Annotated in this window: 21 protein-coding genes, 1 other RNA gene and 1 other annotated feature; of the genes, 4 read left to right on the top strand and 18 right to left on the bottom strand. The window is 38.3% G+C overall.

The genetic code is table 11. The annotated features are described in order from the left end of the window. Window positions 1-7: 7 nt before the first annotated feature. The 4 genes from ssrS to GH754_RS18470 all read right to left on the bottom strand — a co-directional run bounded on the left by ssrS (window position 8) and on the right by GH754_RS18470 (window position 3,858). A non-coding RNA gene (gene ssrS / locus GH754_RS18485) (6S RNA) lies at window positions 8-196 on the bottom strand. 102 nt (window positions 197-298) lie between these two features. Beyond that, the gene (gene aspS, locus GH754_RS18480; RefSeq protein ID WP_153730131.1) at window positions 299-2,059 is read right to left on the bottom strand and encodes an aspartate--tRNA ligase; all 1,761 of its coding nucleotides are present in this window, start codon (window positions 2,057-2,059) and stop codon (window positions 299-301) included. Window position 2,060: 1 nt separating this feature from the next. Beyond that, window positions 2,061-3,341, bottom strand: a complete 1,281-nt coding sequence (gene hisS, locus GH754_RS18475) for a histidine--tRNA ligase (protein WP_323742110.1) — start codon at window positions 3,339-3,341, stop codon at window positions 2,061-2,063. Between the two features lie 65 nt (window positions 3,342-3,406). Further along, window positions 3,407-3,631, bottom strand: a binding site (T-box leader). Between the two features lie 50 nt (window positions 3,632-3,681). Continuing rightward, the gene (locus GH754_RS18470) at window positions 3,682-3,858 is read right to left on the bottom strand and encodes an RNA polymerase subunit sigma-70 (RefSeq protein ID WP_407690680.1); all 177 of its coding nucleotides are present in this window, start codon (window positions 3,856-3,858) and stop codon (window positions 3,682-3,684) included. A 169-nt stretch (window positions 3,859-4,027) separates the two neighbouring features. Here GH754_RS18470 and GH754_RS18465 point away from each other — a divergent pair, with 169 nt between their 5' ends. Together GH754_RS18465 and GH754_RS18460 are read left to right on the top strand one after the other, a co-directional pair. After that, window positions 4,028-4,201 carry a hypothetical protein gene (locus GH754_RS18465; RefSeq protein ID WP_153730129.1) on the top strand — a complete coding sequence of 58 codons (174 nt, stop codon included), beginning with the start codon at window positions 4,028-4,030 and terminating at the stop codon, window positions 4,199-4,201. A 227-nt stretch (window positions 4,202-4,428) separates the two neighbouring features. After that, the gene (locus GH754_RS18460) at window positions 4,429-5,676 is read left to right on the top strand and encodes an N-acetylmuramoyl-L-alanine amidase (RefSeq protein WP_153730128.1); all 1,248 of its coding nucleotides are present in this window, start codon (window positions 4,429-4,431) and stop codon (window positions 5,674-5,676) included. 34 nt (window positions 5,677-5,710) lie between these two features. Here the strand turns inward: GH754_RS18460 and dtd are convergent, their stop codons facing one another. From dtd to GH754_RS18425, 7 genes are all read right to left on the bottom strand, one after another. After that, window positions 5,711-6,160, bottom strand: a complete 450-nt coding sequence (dtd, locus tag GH754_RS18455; RefSeq protein WP_153730127.1) for a D-aminoacyl-tRNA deacylase — start codon at window positions 6,158-6,160, stop codon at window positions 5,711-5,713. 5 nt (window positions 6,161-6,165) lie between these two features. Further along, on the bottom strand, window positions 6,166-8,370 hold the full coding sequence (locus GH754_RS18450) for a RelA/SpoT family protein (RefSeq protein WP_153730126.1): 2,205 nt from the start codon (window positions 8,368-8,370) through the stop codon (window positions 6,166-6,168). A gap of 185 nt (window positions 8,371-8,555) precedes the next feature. After that, window positions 8,556-9,068, bottom strand: a complete 513-nt coding sequence (locus GH754_RS18445; RefSeq protein WP_153730125.1) for an adenine phosphoribosyltransferase — start codon at window positions 9,066-9,068, stop codon at window positions 8,556-8,558. Beyond that, complete coding sequence (gene recJ, locus GH754_RS18440) at window positions 9,058-11,397, bottom strand: single-stranded-DNA-specific exonuclease RecJ (protein ID WP_153730124.1); 2,340 nt, start codon at window positions 11,395-11,397, stop codon at window positions 9,058-9,060. The genes GH754_RS18445 and recJ overlap by 11 nt, the downstream gene beginning before the upstream one ends. Window positions 11,398-11,890: 493 nt before the next feature. Next, window positions 11,891-12,226: a LapA family protein gene (locus tag GH754_RS18435; RefSeq protein ID WP_323742109.1), complete on the bottom strand. Its 336-nt coding sequence runs from the start codon at window positions 12,224-12,226 to the stop codon at window positions 11,891-11,893. 121 nt (window positions 12,227-12,347) lie between these two features. After that, a complete protein-coding gene (gene secDF, locus GH754_RS18430) occupies window positions 12,348-14,618 on the bottom strand; it encodes a protein translocase subunit SecDF (protein WP_153730123.1) in 2,271 nt (756 codons plus the stop codon). An 85-nt stretch (window positions 14,619-14,703) separates the two neighbouring features. Beyond that, a complete protein-coding gene (locus tag GH754_RS18425; protein WP_153730122.1) occupies window positions 14,704-15,009 on the bottom strand; it encodes a post-transcriptional regulator in 306 nt (101 codons plus the stop codon). Window positions 15,010-15,188: 179 nt separating this feature from the next. On the opposite strand from GH754_RS18425, the gene spoVB reads away from it, so the two are divergent. After that, window positions 15,189-16,739: a stage V sporulation protein B gene (gene spoVB, locus GH754_RS18420; protein ID WP_153730121.1), complete on the top strand. Its 1,551-nt coding sequence runs from the start codon at window positions 15,189-15,191 to the stop codon at window positions 16,737-16,739. Window positions 16,740-16,778: 39 nt separating this feature from the next. Here the strand turns inward: spoVB and GH754_RS18415 are convergent, their stop codons facing one another. Together GH754_RS18415 and GH754_RS18410 are read right to left on the bottom strand one after the other, a co-directional pair. Beyond that, window positions 16,779-17,429, bottom strand: a complete 651-nt coding sequence (locus tag GH754_RS18415) for a DUF421 domain-containing protein (protein ID WP_323742108.1) — start codon at window positions 17,427-17,429, stop codon at window positions 16,779-16,781. A 54-nt stretch (window positions 17,430-17,483) separates the two neighbouring features. Further along, a complete protein-coding gene (locus GH754_RS18410; RefSeq protein ID WP_153730120.1) occupies window positions 17,484-18,788 on the bottom strand; it encodes an ArsB/NhaD family transporter in 1,305 nt (434 codons plus the stop codon). A 175-nt stretch (window positions 18,789-18,963) separates the two neighbouring features. Between GH754_RS18410 and GH754_RS18405 the strand changes: the two genes are divergently transcribed. Beyond that, the gene (locus GH754_RS18405) at window positions 18,964-19,341 is read left to right on the top strand and encodes a TIGR04086 family membrane protein (RefSeq protein WP_153730119.1); all 378 of its coding nucleotides are present in this window, start codon (window positions 18,964-18,966) and stop codon (window positions 19,339-19,341) included. A gap of 50 nt (window positions 19,342-19,391) precedes the next feature. On the opposite strand, the gene yajC is transcribed toward GH754_RS18405, so the two are convergent. The 5 genes from yajC to ruvB are packed head-to-tail and all read right to left on the bottom strand — an operon-like array spanning window position 19,392 to window position 23,082. After that, a complete protein-coding gene (gene yajC / locus GH754_RS18400; protein ID WP_323742107.1) occupies window positions 19,392-19,649 on the bottom strand; it encodes a preprotein translocase subunit YajC in 258 nt (85 codons plus the stop codon). A gap of 21 nt (window positions 19,650-19,670) precedes the next feature. Next, window positions 19,671-20,807 (bottom strand): tRNA guanosine(34) transglycosylase Tgt, encoded by a 1,137-nt coding sequence (gene tgt, locus GH754_RS18395; protein WP_153730142.1) that lies wholly within the window; start codon window positions 20,805-20,807, stop codon window positions 19,671-19,673. 24 nt (window positions 20,808-20,831) lie between these two features. Next, a complete protein-coding gene (queA, locus tag GH754_RS18390) occupies window positions 20,832-21,860 on the bottom strand; it encodes a tRNA preQ1(34) S-adenosylmethionine ribosyltransferase-isomerase QueA (RefSeq protein ID WP_153730118.1) in 1,029 nt (342 codons plus the stop codon). Between the two features lie 24 nt (window positions 21,861-21,884). Next, the gene (locus GH754_RS18385; RefSeq protein WP_153730117.1) at window positions 21,885-22,085 is read right to left on the bottom strand and encodes a DUF2905 domain-containing protein; all 201 of its coding nucleotides are present in this window, start codon (window positions 22,083-22,085) and stop codon (window positions 21,885-21,887) included. After that, on the bottom strand, window positions 22,078-23,082 hold the full coding sequence (gene ruvB, locus GH754_RS18380) for a Holliday junction branch migration DNA helicase RuvB (RefSeq protein WP_153730116.1): 1,005 nt from the start codon (window positions 23,080-23,082) through the stop codon (window positions 22,078-22,080). Before ruvB ends, GH754_RS18385 begins: the two co-directional genes overlap by 8 nt. Window positions 23,083-23,097 lie beyond the last annotated feature (15 nt).

Genomic DNA, 23,097 nt, shown 5'->3' with positions numbered 1-23,097 from the left:
TGTACTGTGCAATCCCAATCGTGCCGTCATCCTTGTAACGTTTTGAACCCGCTCCCGGCAGGTGGGTGCCCTGTTTCATATTTTGTACTTCCACTCAGACATTTGGAGGCATGTACGCCGTATGAAAACTCCAGGCTCCCGTTTACGTTGTTGTTCGGTCAAAACTGATTGGTTATGACGAACACATCAGGATTGCTCTCAATTTCTTCTGTAATTGAATAATAGCATAATACATGACTCTGTTTCAAGGGGTTATATTATGGTTACATTACAAGGAATTAACAATTTAATTTCAACACTATTCTCTATGCTTTAGATTTAGTTCTTTAAGCTGGGCTTCATCTACTTCTGATGGTGCTTCCGTTAGTAGACAAGATGCCGATGCTGTTTTCGGGAACAAGATTGTGTCTCTTAGATTATTTCGACCCGCTAATAGCATAATGAATCGGTCAAATCCGAGAGCGATACCTCCATGTGGTGGAGCACCAAACTCTAATGCTTCCATCAAGAAACCAAATTGCTCATTCGCTTCTTCCTTTGAAAATCCAAGCGCTTCAAACATTTTCTCTTGTAATTCTTTTTCATGGATACGTAGGGATCCTCCACCTAGTTCATATCCATTTAAAACGAGGTCATATGCCTCTGCCTTAATTTGATCAGGTGCTGTATGGAACTTCTCAAGCGCTCCTGGTGATGGCATCGTAAATGGATGATGTGCGGCAAAATAACGTCCAGATTCTTCGTCATATTCAAGTAATGGCCAGTCCGTTATCCAAAGGAAATTAAATTTAGACTCATCAATTAATCCTAATTCCTTTCCTAACTTCAAGCGTAAAGCACCAAGACTTTCATAAACAACCTTAGTTTTGTCTGCAACAAATAATAGTAAGTCCCCATCTTCAACAGACATTAACGATTGAATATCCTCAACCTCTTGCTCTGTTAAAAACTTAGAAATAGGACCTGTTAATTGACCTTCCTCTGCCTTTAACCAAGCAAGGCCTTTAGCTCCATAAATTTTCACAAACTCGGTTAACTGATCAATGTTTTTACGAGAGAAATCTTTAGCACTCCCCTTTACATTCAGTCCACTTACCTTGCCACCAGATTCAACTGCTCCACTAAACACTTTAAAGCCTGAATCCTTCACAATTTCAGAAACGTTTACTAATTCCATCGCAAAACGTGTATCCGGTTTGTCTGAGCCATAGCGCTCCATTGCCTCATCGTATTTCATGCGTGGGAACGGTGTTGTAACATCCAATCCCTTCACTTCCTCCATGACCTTCTTCATCATTCTTTCCATCATTTCTATGATGTCGTCCTTTGTCATAAAGGATGTTTCAATATCAATTTGAGTAAATTCTGGTTGGCGGTCGGCACGCAAGTCCTCATCACGGAAACAACGTGCAATCTGATAATATTTTTCAAATCCACCTACCATTAAGAGCTGTTTAAACAGCTGTGGCGATTGAGGAAGTGCATAAAATTCCCCAGGATGAACCCGACTTGGTACTAAATAGTCCCTAGCACCTTCTGGCGTGCTTTTTGTTAGCATCGGTGTTTCCATTTCTAAAAAGTCTTCCTCATTTAAGAAGTTCCGAATTGCCTGCGTCGTACGGTGACGTAATTTGAACGTTTCTTGCATTGGTTTTCTTCTTAAATCTAAATATCGATACTTTAAGCGAATTTCCTCTGTTGTATCGAGGTTATCCTGAATACCAAAAGGAGGGGTTTCGGACTTATTCAAAATGGTCAGCTCTTCTGCTTCTACCTCAAGCTTACCTGTAGTCATATTTTCATTGATAGTGCTTTCTTCTCTAGCTACCACTTTTCCCTTCACTTCTAAAACAAATTCACTACGAACCGATTCAGCTTTTTTGAGGGCATCTTGACTAATAGCTGGGTTAAAAACGATTTGTACTAAACCTGATACATCACGTAAGTCAATAAAGATGAGACCACCTAGATCACGACGCTTCTGTACCCAACCCTTCAATAAAACCTGTTCACCAATTCGTTCCTCAGTTAACTTGCCACAATACGAACGTTCGCTCATATTACTCACCCTCCCTAGTCATCTTTTGTAAGTATGGAACAATTTCATCAATTGGCTGATCACTTTGTTCTCCTGTTTCCATGTGTTTAACAGTTACTTTACCAGCATTAAGTTCATCTTCTCCTATAACAATCACAAAACGAGACTTTAAGCGATCTGCAGCCTTGAATTGGGCTTTCATTTTTTTGTCCATATAATCCATGTCTACTTGAATACCGGCATTGCGAAGATCATATAAAAGTCTTACAGCCTCTTGTTTTGGTTCATCGCCTAAGGCAACCAAATAGCAATCCAGTGATTCCTCTATTGGCAATGTGAGATTTTCCGCCTCAAGTGCCAGTAACAGGCGTTCAATACTAAGTGCAAATCCAATACCCGGTGTCTCTGGTCCACCTAGCTCTTCAACGAGTCCATTATAGCGTCCTCCACCCGATAGTGTTGTAATGGCACCAAAGCCCTCAGCATCACTCATAATTTCAAATGCTGTATGGTTATAATAATCTAAACCTCGCACAAGGTTTGCATCCACCTCATAATCAATTCCCATTTTGTCTAAATAAGCTTTTACTTGTTCAAAATATTGACGGGAATAATCATTTAAATAATCCAAGATAGATGGGGCCGATTCCATTGCAGGATGATCCTTATCCTTCTTACAATCAAGCACCCGTAAAGGATTCTTTTCTAATCGGTTTTGACAATCAGAACAAAGCTCATCCTTGTGAGGAGAAAAGTGATCAATTAGTGCATTGCGGTGATTGGTACGACTTTCCATATCTCCTAAGCTATTCAACACTAGACGTAGCGATTTAAGACCTAATGTTTTATAGCAGTCAAGTGCAAAAGCCATTACTTCTGCGTCGATAGCTGGATCTGCACTTCCTAAGGCTTCAATACCAAATTGGACAAACTGACGTGTACGCCCTTTTTGTGGTCGCTCATAGCGGAACATGGGACCAAAATAACAAAGCTTTGTCGGCTGTTGTGGCAAACCGAACATTTTATGTTGAACATAAGACCGAACAACAGAAGCAGTTCCCTCTGGTCTTAATGTTAAACTTCTTCCACCTCGGTCAGTGAAAGTATACATTTCTTTTTGCACAATATCCGTAGTATCTCCAACACCTCTTTGAAACAGTTCAGTACTCTCAAACACAGGTGTTCGAATTTCCTGATAGTTATAAACATTAGCTAATTCTTGTAATTTTGCTTCAACATACTGCCACTTTTTCGCTTGTTCAGGCAATATATCTTCCGTACCACGTGGAACTTTAATCATCACACGTTCCTCCTTCTTCTGTTGTATGTAACCCTTTTTAAATATAAAAAATCCCGTCCCTTTAAACGAAAAGGGACGGGATTAACCCGCGTTGCCACCCTAAGTTGAAACAAGATATGTTTCCACTCAATACATTAACGCATGCGAACGTCCATCATCTACTAAGTTTTCTGTTCGATGTGGAACCTCTGGAATGTCTTTCATTAAGTCACTATGCAGAAATGTTTTCAGCCTACGACATTTCCTCTCTTTTACACGTGTTTCTTAACTACTCTTTCCTTCATAGGTTTTCCCGATTTGGTTTTTGAATTGATTATTACTATAATGTTGTCAGTACAAAATGTCAAGAACGATTTAACTTTTCCTTTAAGTTTTTTACATCTTTTAACGATAACCCAAATTCTTGAGCTAGTTCCATTGAAGATTGATCCTTTTCGGAATCCATAAACTGGTGAAAATCAATATTAAAAACATCCTGTTGTGATAAAGCCATGGCATTTCTTTTTCCATTCGTTCTCACACTTTGACCCTCCTCTAATCAAATCTAAATCCTTGTTTATAGCTTGTTCAAAAAGAGGGATTTTTTTTCAATAAAAACAGATTTTTTATGTCATACTATTATCCGATTTAACTTATAAATTCAGATAGTGTAAAATGGTTAAAGGTATTTTTATAGGACGCATGTTGTTTTGACAAAAAAAGATATAAAATACGACATAATTAAAACTTTAAGCCTGCCAAGTCGTTTAAATGATAAGTGCATGTTTATCGTTTCAGCAGAATTTTTCGCTCGTCATGAGGGGGGCATGACGACCGAAAATAACAGCAAGGAGCCAAAAACGGGTGTCATGAACGGTTCATGACGATCGTAGTTCTGTTTCTGCTGATATATCGCTTGTCATTAGTACCCGAATAACGCGTATTTCACTCTTTTCTTTTTACCTTGTACGTCATGAATACCTCTTTACGCGTGTATTAATTCAATGCTAAAGAACCGCAGCGCAACGGTGTTATGTCGCAGTTAATAACTAATGCAACATAAAAAAACAAAAACGTTTACGAAAACAGCCTTACAGAAAGAGGGAAGCTTGTGTTCAATAAAATCGTTAGCATGACAATCACTTTTATCGTCCTTATTAGTCTCTTACATAGTCCACTTACTGCTGTTACAAAAGGGATGGTAACTGCAGATAATGTTAATATTCGAAGTGGTCCGGGTTTGGATTACGAAGTCATTGGACAAGCTCAGATTAATAGCTCTGTTGATATTTTAGAGGAGTCCAGCGGATGGGTGAAAATTCATATCGGACAAATAGAGGGTTGGATGTCTAAAGAATTTATCAAGCAACAATCAAGTCCTTCACAACAAGCGAATACCATTCAGATTACAGTAGAAGATACCGAAGTGGATGTTCAAAAAGAACCAAGCCTTACAAGCGAAATCATAGGTAAGGTCCAATCTGGCGAAACGTATGAGCTGTTAGAAGAAAAGAATGCTTGGTACCAAATCCAGCTATCATCAGGTGATAAGGGCTGGATTAATCAATGGCTAGCTGAAAAAGTTGCAGGTGCTAACGCTACAGACTCCATCACTACTGTCTACGATCAAACTCATTTTCGTAGCGGACCATCTCTAAATCATGAGATTATCGAAATCACAGATAAAAATAAAACCTTTCAGGTGATTAGTAAGCAAGGGAATTGGTATGAAGTTGAACTTGATGGTCAAAATGTCTATGTAGAAGAATCCCTGGTTAGCGATGGAGAAGATGAAAAATCCAAAGAAAGTGATTCTTTATTAAAAAACAAACGAATTGTGATTGATGCCGGACATGGGGGTGCAGATACAGGTACAATCAGTGCCTCAGGTGACTATGAAAAGTTTATTACGACCAAAACAGCTCACTACCTGGCTAATAAGCTAGAGGCCTTAGGAGCAGTTCCGATTTTAACAAGGACCGATGTTCATACATTCCTTCCCCTTTCAACTAGGGTTGCCTATTCCAACGCCTATCAAGCTGATGCTTTTGTAAGCATTCATTATAACAGTGCGCCTCAATTTCCTAATGTACATGGGATTGGCACCTTTTACTATCACGATGCACATAAAGAGCTAGCTACCTTAATCCACGATGAGGTCATAAAGGCTACAGGCTTTAAGGATCGTCAAGTGAGGTTTGGAGACTTTTTAGTTATTCGTGAAAACAAACAACCCGCAGTGTTATTAGAATTAGGATTTTTATCAAATGATGAGGAAGAAAGAACGATCAATAGTTCATCCTTTCAGGAAAAAGCTACAAATGGTATTGTTCGAGGCTTACTAAAATATTTTGACTAAAAAAGGGGCTGTCATTTGACAGCCCCTTTTACAATTATTTCCGACCTACACTATCTAATATAAGCGTCACAGGCCCGTTATTGGTTAACGTTACATCCATCATAGCTCCAAATACACCTGTTTCTACTGTTACTCCCTTTGATTTAACGAGGGAATTAAACTTTTCATAAAGTTCATTTGCAGGTTCTGGTTTAGCTGCATTCATGAAATTAGGCCTTCTTCCTTTTCGTGTATCTCCATAAAGAGTGAATTGTGAAATGGATAGAATAGAGCCCTGTACATCTTTTAAGGATAAGTTCATTTTCTCATTTTCATCTTCAAAAATGCGTAGATTCACAATTTTTTCTGCTAAATACTCAGCATCAGACTCCTCGTCATCATGTGTGACGCCTAATAATACAACAAGTCCGGTTGCAATTCTTCCTGATTCTTGATTTTCCACTTTCACATGTGCTTGATTGACTTTTTGAACGACTGCTCTCATAACTGTTACTGCACCTTTCTTCTCACGGTATAAACATCAGAAATTTGTTTAATTCTATCCACAATTTTACGTAAATGGCTGATATTATGAATCGATATCGTGACATTAATCGTCGCCATTTGCTTTTGATCTGATTTTCCCGTTACAGCAGTAATACTTGTTTTGGATTCATTAATGGCCTGTAGAACCTCATTTAATAATCCATTACGATCATATCCGGTGATTTCAATGTCTACACTAAACTGCTTACCTTCATCACCAGCACTTTCCCAGTCGACCTCAAGGAGTCTACCTTTAATATCATCATTCTTAACATTTGGACAATCCTCTCGATGGACCGAAACGCCCCGTCCTTTTGTAATATAACCGACAATTTCATCACCAGGAACTGGGTTGCAGCATTTGGATAATCGGATTAAAAGGTTATCAACACCTTTAACCTTTACACCAGAGTCTGTTTTTCGCCGTCTAAAAGTAGAGCCAACCTCCTGCTTAGCTTCCTCTAGTGCATGTTCAAAGTTTTGAACCTTCTTTTGATTCCGAACCTTATCTGCTAAGCGATTGGCAATTTGTGCTGCTGTAATCCCTTGATATCCTACTGCTGCGTACATATCTTCTTCATTGTTGAAATTAAATTTCTCCCCTACCCTGGCTAAATTATTAGGTGTGAGAACTTCTTTTGCATCAATGTTTAAGTTTTCTAATTCTTTTTCAACCAGCTCTTTACCCTTACTGATGTTTTCATCACGTTTCTGTTTCTTAAAGAACTGTTTAATTTTGTTTTTGGCTTGTGAGGTCTTGGTGATTTTTAACCAGTCCCGGGATGGACCATAGGAATGCTTGGATGTCATAATTTCAATAATGTCGCCTGTTTTCAGCTGATAATCTAACGGCTCCATTTTGCCATTAATTTTTGATCCAATTGTTTTATTTCCGATTTCCGTATGAATACGATAAGCAAAATCAATCGGTACAGAACCCGATGGCAATTCGATAACATCACCCTTAGGCGTAAATACATACACCATATCTGAAAATAAATCCATTTTTAAGGTTTCCATGAATTCCTCTGCATCATGAGTCTCATTTTGCCATTCTAGTATCTCTCTAAACCAGGTTAGTTCATCTTCAAAGGATTTCTTTGTTTTCGTATTTACATGTTTACCCTCTTTGTAAGCCCAGTGAGCCGCTATCCCGAATTCTGCAATCTCGTGCATTTCCTTCGTACGAATTTGGACTTCAAGCGGTTCTCCTTTAGGACCAATTACGGTTGTGTGTAGAGATTGGTATAAGTTCGGTTTAGGCATGGCAATATAGTCTTTAAATCTACCTGGCATTGGCTTCCAACAGGTATGGATAATGCCTAATACTGCATAGCAATCCTTAATACTATTGACCATTACACGGACAGCTAATAAATCATAGATTTCATTAAATTGCTTGTTTTGCATAACCATTTTTCGATATATACTATACAAATGCTTAGGACGTCCTGATATATCTGCCTCAATTTGGACATCTTCTAGCTGCTTATTAATCTCGTCAATCACTTCATGAATATAGGATTCACGCTCATTACGCTTTTGTTTCATTAAATTGACGATGCGGTAATATTGCTGTGGATTTAAATATCGTAATGCAGTATCTTCTAATTCCCACTTGATGGTTGAAATCCCGAGTCGATGAGCGATTGGAGCAAAAATCTCCAATGTTTCATTGGCTATTCTCCGTTGTTTTTCCGATGGTAGATGCTTTAATGTGCGCATATTGTGAAGACGATCGGCAAGCTTAATTAAAATCACGCGGATGTCTTTTGCCATGGCAACAAACATCTTACGGTGGTTTTCAGCCTGTTGTTCTTCTTTTGATTTATATTTAATTTTCCCCAGTTTGGTTACCCCATCAACAAGCATGGCTACTTCTTCATTAAATTCTTTTTCTAAATCCTCTAGTGTTATTTCTGTATCCTCGACTACGTCATGTAAAAATCCGCAGGACACGGTTGCAGGGTCCATTTCTAAATCAACCAAAATACTCGCTACTTGAATTGGATGATTTATATATGGTTCACCAGATTTACGAAACTGGTCCCTATGTGCATTGTCTGCGAATTGATATGCACGCCGAATAAAGTCTACATCTTTCTCTGAAAGATATTTAGACGCTCCCTTTATAACCTCATCCGCTATTGTTATATTATCTCTAGACATGAAATCACCTTATATCTACCATACTAAATTTTTTATATGTTTTATTCATTATTATAGAAATTGTGCACGTTTGTAAAGTAAAAAAGGATAGAAATGGAGGAAAATTTGTACATTTCTGTCCAATCCATTCTAAACCTCTATATTAATACAAAGAGTACCCTTAATGAAGAGTACTCTTTCCGATATTAATACTGCATGAGTGTTAACACATTGTAGTCTTTTAGTTTATCTCGTCCGTGTAAATATGTTAATTCAATAAGGAAGGCACAACCAACTACAATACCACCTAATTCTTCAACAAGCTTGATTGTTGCTTCGATGGTACCCCCAGTAGCGAGTAAGTCATCTGTGATTAGAACTCTTTGTCCAGGTTTGATGGCATCCTTATGAATAGTTAACACATCTTTTCCATATTCCAAACCGTAATCAACTTTAATTACTTCCCGTGGTAACTTCCCTTCTTTTCGAACTGGTGCAAACCCAACCTCTAGGGCATAGGATACAGGGCAGCCAATAATAAACCCTCGTGCCTCAGGTCCAACCACTACATCAATTTCAAGATCACTGGCATAGGCAACAATTTCATCTACAGCTGATTTAAAAGCCTTCCCATTATCCATCAAAGTAGTAATATCTTTAAATTTAATTCCTTCTTTTGGCCAGTCATCAACAACTGTGATGTATTTTTTATAGTCCATGAATGACTTCCTCCTTCAATTGGCTCACCTGAATGTGACCATCTATCCAATTTTTCAATTCTTTATAGGTTGAAAAATACAACGTTTTTTCGACTTCTATTTGGCTAAGCTTTAGTTGATAGGTAGCTGATTCTGTCAAATCTCTTTTAGCCGGTTTTGTAACATAATGTAAAACTCTATCCTCTATTTTAACAAATTGCAACTCTAAAAACACTTTAATTATAAAATCCAGAAAGTCGAGTGACCAACCACGGGACTTGGCAAATGAATTTTTCTCCTGATTTAGGTCGAGCTTTCCCCGTTTCATCATCATGCCATAAAATGTTTTAAAGTGCGATCTCGTTGGCACTTGACTGAAAAAATTCTGTTGATTTGTTTTAAAATATGCGTAAATATTTTTCGGTTTAATCTGGCTTAAGACATCACTTAATTCCTGTAATGATGACGGTAGATCAAGCAACCATAAACCGGACACTTTATCCCACTCATGTTCTTGCCATTCATCTATATGAACACAGCTAAATTGCTCAAAGGCCCATGGTTCAACTAATGTAGAATCCCCAAAATATAAGCCCACATGTTCTTTCATATCTAAACCTTTTATCTGTTTAGCTACATGCTTTAAACCACGAAAATCGAACAGCTGCCATTCATTAACCTTAACATCTTTCAGCATAATTTGAAGCTTTTTTCGCCCGTTCCACTCATTTATCCCAAGTTCTCCTACCAAGGATAGTGCAGACTGTGGAGCAATTTTAGGAAAGAGGTCCCCCATCCCAAATCCAATGGCATCAAGTGAAACTGATTCTCTCTGAAAGTTCATTTTCAAATGGTTTTCTTTTGAACCAATTAATCTGATTTCACTAGGAGTTTGCTCATCTATTTGAAATAAAGGCTTCGGATTCGCCATTCCAAAAGGAGCTAATTGCTCGATTTCCTTGATTGTTTCTAGGGATATATCCTCAAGTTCAACCTTTTGATCGATGGATAGGACCGGCTGAAAATCTGCTTCTGTAAGTTTATCATTCGCTAATTTGTTAATTGCTGTTCGTAATTCATCTATCTTGTCCACTCCAACTGTCATCCCGGCTGCTTGTGAGTGTCCACCAAAAGCAATGAAAAGATGTTTAATTTCCATACAGTTCTCAAAAAGATTAAACGCATCAATACTTCGAGCCGAGCCTTTCGCTTCACCTTTTTCAGAATCAATACCAAGAACAATAGCGGGCTTATGATACATATTGCCAAGTCTAGATGCCACAATTCCTAGTACACCCGGATTCCAATCTTTTTTGGCAACAACTAACACTGCATCTTGCTCCATCTCTTGTTCTTGAATCATCTTTTTGGCTTCATTTGCTATTTCTGTTACCAACTGTTGCCTTTTTTGATTTAATTGTTGAACCTGTGCAGCGAACTCACGCGCCTGGTCTATATCACGCTCTAAAAGTAATTCAACTGCCAATGATGCATCCTGTAATCGACCAACTGCATTTAGTCTTGGGCCAATCCCGAAACCGATATTTTCTTCCGACACTTCGCCTGTTATCCCACACACTTCTTTTAGCATTTGAATTCCCGGACGTTGAGAGGAGGTTAAAAACTGTAGTCCATGAGCTACCATTACTCGGTTCTCGTCCTTTAATGGCACTAAATCAGCAACCGTTCCTATGGCAGCTAATTCAAGAAAATGCTTTGGTAATGTACCTAATAGCGCATGTGCAACTTTAAAAGCAACACCAACACCCGCAAGTTCATCAAATGGATAATCCTCGCATAGCTTTGGATGTATGATGGCATATGCATCTGGTAGTATTTCCTGTTGTTCGTGGTGATCGGTTATAATCAAATCCATGTCCAAATCTTTCGCGACCTTCGCTTCATCTACCGCTGCAATTCCTGTATCAACTGTCAAAATTAAAGAGACGCCAGCATCCTTAGCTTGTCTAAAGGCTGCCTCGTTTGGGCCATATCCTTCCGTAAAACGGTTCGGTATGTAAAAATCCACGACCGCCCCTTTTTCTCGTAAGGATTCTACTAGTAATGTTGTAGATGTTACACCATCTGCATCATAATCTCCAAATACTAAGATTCTTTCATTAGCCTCAATGGCTCTCTCTACTCTATCTTTTACTTTTTTCATGTCAGAAAATAAAAAGGGATCATGAAGATCCTCTAGTGAAGGTGATAAAAACTTTTTAGCTGTATTGGTATCACGAATTCCTCTTTGAAGTAAGAGGTCTTTCGTTACATTTGATATGGGTAAGTCAATGTCACACTCTATTTCCTGCTGTCGATTAGACTTCCATAGCGCTTTACTTTCTAACATATATTCACCCCTAACGAAACTATTATACTAGAGCTTGTTAGGGGGAGCAAATTGAATTTTGACATAAAAGATAGAAAATGTGACGTAGTTAAAACTTTTAAGAATCGTTCTGATGAATATTAGAGTGCATGCAAACCGTTCCGGAGGAAATACACGGAGACTCCTGGTCGGTTAAAAACGGCCACGTCCAGTGGCAGAGCACCGACACTTGAACGTCCGGTTCTTCGTGGGAGCAAAGAGACAGGTGAGACCCCGCAGCGTTAGCGAGGAGGCTCACCGCTCGCCCGCGGCAAAGAAGACACTATGAAAACGACCAAATGGAGTTTGAGTAGATGTCGCACTTGTGCCCTTGGGTGAAAGCGAAGTGTATTTCCGGAGCGATGGTTTCGTACTCATCAAATAGATATTTAGAAACGAGTCACGCTAGAGTTACGTCGCATTTTACATCTATTGTGAACTATAATAAACAAAATACCTTCATAAAACAGTCTCCTTATTTGCTTGGTTCCTGTTCCTCATTTTGGTTATCGTCAGTTTCTTCCTGTATGTCTTCGCCTTCCTGAATTTGCTCTGCTGGAGTATCTTGTTGGAGGTTCATTTCTTTTTTCATTTGCCTAATTTGCCTCTGTAGCTGCAAAATCTTTACGAGTCCAAATGCTGCTGTGATAATACTTCCCATTAAAACAGATATTAAAATAACGAGAATAAGTGGTGCCTCTCTTGTTGCAAAGAAAAAGTTAACAGGTACGGAATCGACATTAATGACCGCAAATATGGCGACAATTAATGCAAAGATAATAGCTAATATAATGGACGTTTGACCTTTCACGCTCGTCACTCCTTTTATCTTTCTCTAATGTTATTGTTTTACCCAGCGTAAAACATATGTAAACCCTTGTCGTTTTTCGCCGACAAGGGTTTCATTCTTGATAACTTCTTTGAATTCCTATTTATACCTGTGGACCACCAGTATTTTTCTTCTTTTCAAATGTGATCGGTTTTTCATCTAGCTTTTTCCCTCTCCATATTAGCCAAAGTTGAGCTGCTAAGAAGAGAGAAGAATACATACCGGCTATAAGACCGACGATTAAGGCAAATGAAAAGTTTGTAATGGCTGTTGCCCCAAAGATAAACAGCATTAAGGCTGCAAATAAGGTTGTGATAGTTGTATTCACACTTCTTGTTATAGTCTGCATTAAACTCTTATTCACAATTGCCGCTAATTCCTTAAAGGACTTCACACGTCTTTTCAGTTTTAAGTTTTCTCGGATTCGGTCAAAGGTAACAATTGTATCATTGATTGAGTACCCCACAATTGTGAGGATTGCTGCAATAATGGTGATGTCAAATTCGAGATGGAAAATGCTAAACAATGCTAGTACAAAGAACGCATCATGTAATAATGCGATAATAGCTGTAATAGCAAAAAAGAATTCAAATCGAATCGTTACATAGATAATAATCCCGAGCGATGCGAATAGTACAGCTAATATAGCATTCTGTGCTAATTCCTTCCCGACTTCAGGTGTTACGGTGCTGGCACTAGGTTCGTTTCCATAAACAGAACTAAAGTGCTCCTTCACTTCTGCAATAGTATCTTCTCCCAAAACCTCGTCAAAGCGAACCATTGCGATTTCATTATCATCACCTGCTTGAGTAATTTCAACCGGTGTTAAACCTAAGCTTTCAAAATCTTCCTCAACCTCTTCCACCGTAATTGACTCGTCTGCAAGAACCTGAATTCTTGAACCAGCGGTAAAATCAATTCCTAAATTTAGGCGGAAGGCAGCTAAACATATAATTCCGACAATAACTAAAGTAGCCGAAACCGTAATGAATCTCTTTCGGTGTCTTACAATATTAAAGCTTTTACCAAACCATTTTGGTTCCACTTCTTCCCCTTTGGTAATATCCTTAATGTCTTCTTGTTTAACACCAAAGTAACCAGGCTTTTTATTTAGGGCTTTACTATTTACCCATAGTCCAAGTAACAATCTGGAACCATAAACAGCGGTCAAGAAACTAACTAAAATACTCACAATTAACATGGTAGCAAACCCTTTAACCGAGCTTGTTCCATAGATAAACAAAACAATGGCTGCAATTAAGGTGGTTATATTTGCATCAAAAATAGCAGTAAGAGAGTGTTTATTCCCTGCCCGAAAAGCAGAAAGTACTGTTTTACCTGCTTTTAATTCCTCTTTAATACGTTCCATGGTGATAATATTGGCATCGACGGCCATTCCAACACCTAATACTAATGCTGCAAGACCTGGCAACGTTAATACACCATTCATTGCGTAAAAGACTAGTAAAATTAAGAATATATAAATGCTAATGGTTATGGAAGCAATAAACCCCGGAAATCGGTAATAAGCAATCATAAATATAAAGATTAATCCAACTCCAATAGCACTTGCAATAACGGTCTTCGTTAAGGCTTGTTCACCAAACTGTGCACCTACCGATACGGAGTATATTTCCTCCATACTAACTGGTAGAGAGCCGGCATTTAGAATGTCAGCTAAGCGTTGGGCAGAATCTACTGTAAAATCACCATTAATCTCCACTCGTGTTCCGTTAATGATCTCATCAACCGTAGGTGCTGAGACAAACTTTGGATCTTCTTTTTGAGATTCTTCTTCATAGGAATCTCCTTCTTCATAGTCCATCCAAATGACAAGACGGTTCTCTGGCACTAATGGCGTACTTGGGTCATCCATTCCCATGATTTTTTCTGTCACTTCGGCAAACTTTTTTGCACTCTTTAACTGTAAGGTAACGTTGGGCCGGTTCATTTGGTCATAATCCTGTTGTGCACTACCTTCTACGATATCTGAACCATCTAAGTACTCTTTATCATTTACATCACGGAAAGATAACCTAGCCTCAGTTGATAAAAGTTCACGAGCCTCGGTTTGATCTTGAATACCCGCAAGCTGCACTCGTATTCGATTATCCCCTTCGATTTCAATTTGGGTTTCATTAATACCCAAAACATCGACACGCTCACGTAAAGCCTGGACAGTACCTTCCATCATGGTTGGGGTTACTTCTTGTCCGTCATCTAAAGGCTCTATTTCATACAGGATTTCAAAGCCTCCCTGCAAATCTAGCCCAAGTGGTATTCCTTTTGTTATATCTGTTGTCGTTGTGCCAATGATTCCTGCAAATATGAAAACAAGCAAGAAAAAGGCGACAATTCTTCCCTTTTTCACCATGTTGACGTGCTCCTCCTTTAATCCTCACACCGTAGCTATTCAACTTATCTTTATTATGTACAAATATATAGCTTGTGCATGTAAACTAGTTTTCTTGATTCTCCAAATCCTTTAATGCTTCAATTTGGGATAATAAGTCGTCATCTCGATCTCTATAAATCTCTATTGTTAAATAGCTCATATAAATACCCGCATTAAGGTGCAGAATATCCTGAACAATTTCATGTAGTCGTTTTTCAACGTTCTTTTTCCAAACCTTCTTCATCAAACAGTTCCAAACATCTTCTTCCGTTGCTTTATCGTATCCTAGTACATGAAGCTCGTCCACCTTACTCGCAAGTGCCGGTGCGACGAAAGGTCTCCATTCAGCTACATTCCTCACTTCCTTCATTCTTGTTCCCCCTTTACCGTCCCAGCTCCATTATGGTCACACAATTATATGTACGCAAATAAAGCTATTCCATCAATTTTTTTGAAAAGCCTAGTTAGGCTTGTCATGCTTGACCAACCTTCATGCATATACATTCATTGTATATGATTTTTAAACTTTTGAGAAGGCAGGGCGAACGCATGTCAAAACAAACATTCATCCAAGGCACTCTTGTATTAATTGTAGCCGGATTAATTACTAGGTTTCTTGGTTTTATTAACCGTATTGTTGTAGCACGAATTATGGGAGAAGAAGGTGTCGGACTTTATATGATGGCCCTTCCTACCCTATTTCTCGTTATAACTGTTACTCATTTCGGCTTACCTGTCGCCATATCGAAACGAGTAGCTGAGGCGGATGCAAAAGGGGACAAACCAAAAATAAAAAAGATTTTGCTTGTATCCTTTACCTTAACTCTAATCTTAAGCACTGTATTTACCGTAGCCTTTCTATTTATTTCACCAATAGTGGCGCAATATTTATTAACAGATGAACGAACACTGTATCCATTGTACGCAATCAGTCCAATTATTCCTATCGTTGCGATGTCCGCCGTATTACGTGGTTATTTTCAAGGTCGACAAAATATGAAACCACAAGCTATATCACAGGTAATTGAGCAAATTGTAAGGATTGCGCTCGTTGCATTTTTAACAAAAATGCTTCTTCCCTACGGTGTAGAATTTGCAGCAAGTGGTGCGATGATATCAGTTGTGATTGGTGAATTCTGTTCCTTGATGTATATTATTTATCAGTTTAAAACGAACAAGCGAATCAAGCTAAGAGTAAATATCGTTCAGTCCTTACAAAAAGCTACTGGAACACTGAAAGAATTAATGTCAATTGCTGTTCCAACAACAGGTAGCAGGCTGGTTGGAAACCTAACTCACTTTTTGGAGCCCATTTTAGTTTCACAAAGTTTAGCCATTGCAGGATATACAGTAACCCAAAGCACCAAACTATACGGTGAATTAACAGGATACGTTTTACCCTTGCTCTTTTTACCAACATTTATTACAACGTCATTATCAACAGCATTAGTCCCATCTATCAGTGAAGCAGAGGCAAAAAAACAAATCAGACTCATCCATTTTCGAATACATCAATCGATACGACTCTCGTTTGCATCTGGTGCTCTTGCCACCATTGTCCTGTTTATCTTTGCCAAACCAATACTGCAATTTATGTACAACGACCCTGATGCCAGTCACTTTGTTACGTTAATGGCACCATTTTTTATTTTGCTATATTTTCAAGCACCTTTACAAGCAGCTCTACAAGCTTTAGATTTGGCCAAGCAAGCTATGTACAATAGTATCATTGGCTCTATCGTGAAACTAGCAACACTACTCATTTTAGCATCTCAGCCTCAGTTTGGAATTGCCGGGGTAGTTTTAGCCATTATTGTAGGGGTAGTATTGGTAACCTTCTTACACTTTTCTGTTTTAGTTAAATATATTCAATTCAGATTACCACTTGTAGACATTTTAAAAATGATTAGCCTACTTCTTGTCACCTATTATGTTGGACATAAGCTGTATGAGTTTTTTCCACAGGCCGAGGAACAACTCATATCATTATTGATTATTTTTGTGCTATTGACTGGCATTTATATCATCCTGTTGTTTATGTTCCGATTTATTACAAAAGAAGAATTAAATCAGCTTCCGTTTTTTAATAAGGAAAAATAAATTAGGTGCCTGCACTTGTAAATCAAGTGACAGGCACCTTTACTGTTCTAGATTGGATTCATCAACATGGAGACTACCATCCTTATTCATTGAACAATATGAAATACTCTTGGTGTCTTCATACCCCATATGCCTTAATTGACCCTCTAACCATTCCTCGCTTTTTCCCATCCGTTTTAATACTTGATATTGAACCTTACCATCTGCAATCAAAGGTTCGTAATATTCAACTGGGTTATTTTTCTTTTCAAATACTGAAAGCTTTCCATTAGGCTCTAAAATAGCAAGCTCTACGTCTTGTACCAATAGGATACCTTTTTCGTGTAAATTAATTAACAAATCATCTATATTGTAGCGTTGATGTTTCATCTCTTTTTCATCTATTTTTCCATTTTGAATAATAATAGATGGCTTACCGTCGATGATTTCTCTAATCTTTTGATTTTTTAAAGAGACCTTTGCTGAAATACGTTGAATGATCAGCAAAACCACCATAGGGATAATACTGTAAAAGAAGCCCTTTTTAAGATCTTCAATTGATATAACAGCCATTTCAGCTAACATAATGAAGATTACTAAATCAAAAATACTAATTTCTCCGAGTTCTCTTTTCCCCATTATACGTAGGAGCAAATAGAGAATCAAATACATGCCAAAGGTACGTAAAATTACAAGAGCAACAGCTTCCACGTCTACACTTCCTCTATCATTGCTGCTATTATTTATGACCACAAGGAAGTGAATTTATACTAGTGACCCCTGTAAATAAGGTAATAAATAACGAATGATCATATATAACGTTGCAATCACTAAGGAGAAAATAACGATGGGAATCCCATACTTCATAAATCGGAGAAACGAAATTCCTTCTCCATGGCTAGCGGCAATCCCCGCTACTACCACATTCGCAGACGCTCCGACTAGAGATCCATTTCCACCTAGGCATGCTCCTAACGCTAACGCCCACCACAGTGGGTCCAAATTCATCATTCCGAATTCCTTGAACTCCTCAATAATCGGTATGGTCGCCGCTACAAATGGTATATTATCTACAATTCCGGAGAATAGTCCAGATATCCATAAAATGATGAGTGCAGTCTTAGGCAAGTCCCCTTCTGTGACGAAGATAACCCCTTTCGATATTTCATCAATGACCCCTGTTGCTTGTAATCCTCCTACCAAAACAAATAACCCAATAAAAAAGAATAAAGTAAGCCATTCAACCTCTTTAAACACAACCTCAGCATTCACATCCCTGTCTGTAAGCAATAGCAATAACAATGCACCACTAACTGCTATTGTCGTTAAATCAACATGTAATACTGGATGAAGGAGAAATCCAGCTATTGTTAAACAGAGTACAAGTAAAGATTTATAGAGTAATGGTGATTTCTTTAAATAGTCATCTGGATTTAACTCTTTTATTTTCACTAGATTTTGCTGATCCGCCTTTAAGGTTGAACGAAATAGGAATAACATGAGCATTAATGTACTGACAAAAATAACGACTACAATCGGAGCTAGGTTCGTTAAAAACGAAACAAAGGTTAAATGCTCTACAGCTTGACCAATCATGATATTGGGTGGGTCCCCAATTAAAGTGGCCGTTCCTCCTATGTTCGAACTAAATATGATAATGAGTAAATAAGGAAAGGAAGGCAATGATAAGATATTTGTTAGGTTGAGTATAACTGGTACAAATAGTAACACTGTTGTTACATTATCTAATAAAGCCGAACCCATCGCCGTTAAAATGGCAACTACAATAAAAAGTTTAACTGGCTCTCCATTTACACGTTGAGCTAAAAGTAGAGCAATGTATTCAAAGAACCCTGTTTTTTGTGTAATCGATACTAGTACCATCATCGAAAACAACAATGTAATAGTATGCCAGTCAATATAGGACTGAAAAGCATCATTCCAGGTGAATACTCCTGCACAAAGCATTAATACTCCACCTGTTAATGCTACGAGTGCCCGATTCACTTTTTCCAAAATAATAAACAAATAACTAATCAAAAAAATGGCAATTGAAAATGCAGCTTCCATATAATATCTCCTTTTACCCTTGTCTTTTTCCTTACTGTCCTGATGAATGGAAATGAAAATCATGGTGGTCATTACTATATATATTCATGTCCATATATAAAATATTTTCATTCTATTTTAAATATTCATGAATACAATAAATTATAAGTGGACAAACAAGGAGGAGGAGTTTTAAATGGTAATGAAAAGATTTACAGCCTTACTCTATGGTTGGATTACCATTTTCGCATTAATGCTGTTGAGTAGTTTTATTTTAGCGTTGGTCATACGCTATACAGAAATCGGAAACAGTACATTAAACTGGCTAACACTTGGGCTAGGTCTTATCTATCTTTTTGCTGGTGGTCTTCTGTCAGGTATGAAAGGAAAAGAGAAAGGGTGGCTGTTAGGGACTATTACGGGACTTGGTTATAGTATATTTATTTTACTCTACCAATTTTTAGCCTATGATCAGCTTTTTAGTGGTAGTCAGTGGATTTATCATGCCCTTTTTCTAGCTGCAGCATTGCTCGGTGGCATTAGTGGGGTAAATATGCAAGGAAATCGAGACTAAAAAATGCTGTCCCACCTGTTGATGTGGGACAGCATTTTTTTTAATGTCATTTATCCTTCTGTACTTACAACTTCTCGAACTGCAGATCGATCATATGTAAGCTTTGTTCCATCTTCTGTACTGATTACGATGGTGCCTTCATCTAGCGCATGAATAACGCCGTGCATACCGCCAATCGTAATAATCTTATCATCCTTTTTCAAGTCACTCTGCATTTGTTGAACTTTCTTTTGGCGTTTTTGTTGAGGACGAATTAAAAGGAAATAGAAAATGACAAAGAACAAAATAATTGGAATTAATGTTTCCACCTATGTTTCACCCCTTTCCACTTAGAAGTTTTTTGCATTCGGTTTATTAAAACCATATTGTTCAAAGAATTCTTCTCGAAAGTCACCTAGAGAATCATTTCGAATCGCTTGGCGTACTTGTCCCATTAATTTTATCAAAAAATATAGATTATGATAAGTGGTAAGTCTAAATCCAAACGTTTCATTTGCTTTTATAAGGTGACGGATATAGGCTCGTGAGTAATTTCTACATGTATAACAATCACAATTTTCATCTAAAGGAGAAAAGTCTCTCGCATATTTTGCATTCCGAACAACCAATCTACCTGTTGATGTCATACATGTTCCATTGCGGGCTATGCGTGTTGGTAATACACAATCAAACATGTCAATACCGCGAATGGCCCCATCAATCAATGAATCTGGTGAGCCCACACCCATTAGGTATCTAGGTTTATGTTTGGGTAATAAAGGAGTCGTGAATTCTAATACTCTATTCATGACATCCTTAGGTTCACCGACAGATAATCCACCCACAGCATACCCTGGTAAATCTAATGAAATTAAATCTTCAGCGCTTTGACGTCTTAAATCCTCATATTCGCCTCCCTGAACAATTCCGAAGAGACCTTGATCATTTGGTCTGGCGTGAGCATTTAAGCATCTTTCTGCCCATCTACTTGTTCGTTCAACTGACCTCTTCATGTAGTCATGCTCAGCTGGATATGGTGGACACTCATCAAAAGCCATCATAATATCAGAACCAAGTGCATTTTGAATTTGCATGGCCTTTTCAGGAGATAGGAATAACTTTTCTCCACTTAAATGATTCCTAAAATGTACCCCATCTTCGGTGATTTTTCGCATATCACTTAGACTAAACACCTGAAATCCACCTGAATCAGTTAAAATAGCCCCATCCCAATTCATGAATTTATGAAGCCCACCTGCATCCTTAATAATATCCTCTCCGGGACGTAACCACAAATGATATGTATTGGAGAGAATAATATTGGCCCCCATTTCCTCAATTTCTTCTGGACTCATCGTTTTTACTGTAGCTAATGTTCCTACAGGCATAAATACAGGCGTCTCAAAGGATCCATGAGGTGTGTGAACCTTACCTAAACGCGCTCCTGTTTGTTTACATTCTTTTATGAATTCATAGGTTATTGGCATTGTCATTCCGTTACACTCCTAAAGTTATTCAATCAACATTGCATCCCCAAAGCTGAAGAAGCGATATTCCTGTTGAACAGCCTCCTCGTATGCTTTTAAAACAAATTCTCGACCAGCAAAGGCACTGATGAGCATGATTAAAGTGGATTTTGGCAAATGAAAGTTCGTAATTAATCCATCAATTGCCTTAAATTCATATGGTGGATAAATAAAAATATCTGTCCACCCTGATTGTTTCTTAAATTCTCCATGCTGATCCCTAGCAATGGTTTCTAACGTACGAGTAGAGGTTGTGCCTACTGTTATAATTCGGCCACCTTTAGACCTTACATCGTTAAGCAATTGGGCTGTTTCATCATCCACATGATAAAATTCAGCATGCATCTCGTGATTTTCGATATCCTCCACATTCACTGGACGAAAGGTTCCAAGCCCAACATGAAGAGTGATATAGGCAATGTGAACCCCTTTTTGAGCAATTTCATCAAGGAGCTCCGTAGTAAAATGTAGACCTGCTGTAGGGGCTGCTGCAGAGCCTTGTTCCTTCGCATATACGGTTTGGTACCGGTCACGATCGTCAAGCTGCTCTTTAATATATGGTGGGAGAGGCATCTCCCCTAATTGATCTAGCAACTCGTAAAAAATCTCTTCATATTGGAAGGTCAAAATGGCACCACCATGCTCCTTCTTTTCCTTACATTCTGCTTTTAACAGCCCGTTACCAAAAATAATCTCTGTCCCTATTTTCACCTTTTTGGCTGGTTTCAATAACACTTCCCAGTTATCTGCCTCTTGCTGATGAAGCAGTAACACTTCTACCTTTGCACCTGTTCCTTTTTTCTCACCGAATAGCCTAGCAGGCAAGACCTTCGTATTGTTCAGTACCAAACAATCACCAGGATTTAAGTAATTGGTGATGGCACTAAAATATTGATGTTCAATCGTTTGTTTTTCCCGATTTAACACCATTAATCTTGACGATGCCCTGTCCTGAAGCGGCGTTTGTGCAATTAAGGATTCTGGTAATTGAAAATCAAAATCTTCTATTTTCATGATGCTCTCCTTACTTATTTAACTTTAGCGAAATTTTCCGATCAAATAAAAAATCAGTGATAAGACAATGCTAACAATAATAGAGGTCATAATCGGAAAAAAAACTGTGATATTGCCTTTTTTAAAGGTGAAATCTCCAGGTAATTTTCCGATAAAGCTCCATAAAAGCCCAATAACAACAAAAACGATTCCTATCACAATAAAAATCTTACCAAAATCAGTCAATCCGTGGTACCTCCCGATTGAAATGTTTATAGGCTAGTGGAGTGACCACCCTCCCTCTTGGTGTTCGTTGAATAAACCCTATTTGTAACAAAAATGGCTCATAGACATCTTCAATCGTTTGTGGTTCCTCCCCAATTGTAGCTGAAATCGTATCTAATCCTACTGGTCCACCCTTAAACTTATCAATGATTCCCTCTAAAAACTTATGATCAATATGGTCAAGCCCCCTGGCATCCACCTGGAGCATTCCTAAAGCCTTCTTCGTGGTCTTCATTGAAATGGTAGTCTCACCACTCACCTGTGCAATATCTCTCACTCGTTTCAATAAACGATTGGCTATCCGCGGTGTTCCTCTTGATCGTCCGGCAATTTCAGTTGATGCATCCTTTTCAATACCAATATGAAAAATATCTGCTGTTCTGCTGACAATATTACGTAAATCCTCGGTTTCATAATAATCCAAGCGACATAAAACACCAAAGCGATCACGTAATGGTGCACTTAATAGTCCTGCTCTTGTAGTGGCTCCAACCAGGGTAAATGGAGGCAAATCAAGACGTACAGACCGTGCACTAGAGCCTTGTCCTAACACTATGTCTAAGCAGAAATCCTCCATTGCAGGGTATAGAACCTCCTCAACAGAGCGAGGGAGACGGTGAATTTCATCTATAAACAGTACATCACCTGGTTCTAAGGAGGATAGAATAGCTGCTAAGTCACCCGCTTTTTCAATAGCAGGACCTGATGTAGTCCGAAACTGAACGCCCATCTCGTTTGCAATGATGGATGCGAGTGTTGTTTTCCCTAAGCCTGGTGGACCATATAATAGCACATGATCTAATGGTTCATCACGCATTTTAGCTGCTTCGATAAAGATGCTCAAATTTTCTTTCGTTTTCGCCTGACCAATATATTGGCTTAATGTTTCAGGCCGTAAACTTAGCTCGATAGATGAATCTTCTTGTTGAAGTTCCCCAGATACCATCCGCTCGTCCATCTATGTTCTCCCCTT

This window comes from Salinibacillus xinjiangensis, assembly GCF_009649735.1.
Classification (GTDB): domain Bacteria; phylum Bacillota; class Bacilli; order Bacillales; family Alkalibacillaceae; genus Salinibacillus; species Salinibacillus xinjiangensis.
Note: the sequence above shows the minus strand (reverse complement) of the source record. Positions and strands in the feature narration are given on the sequence as shown.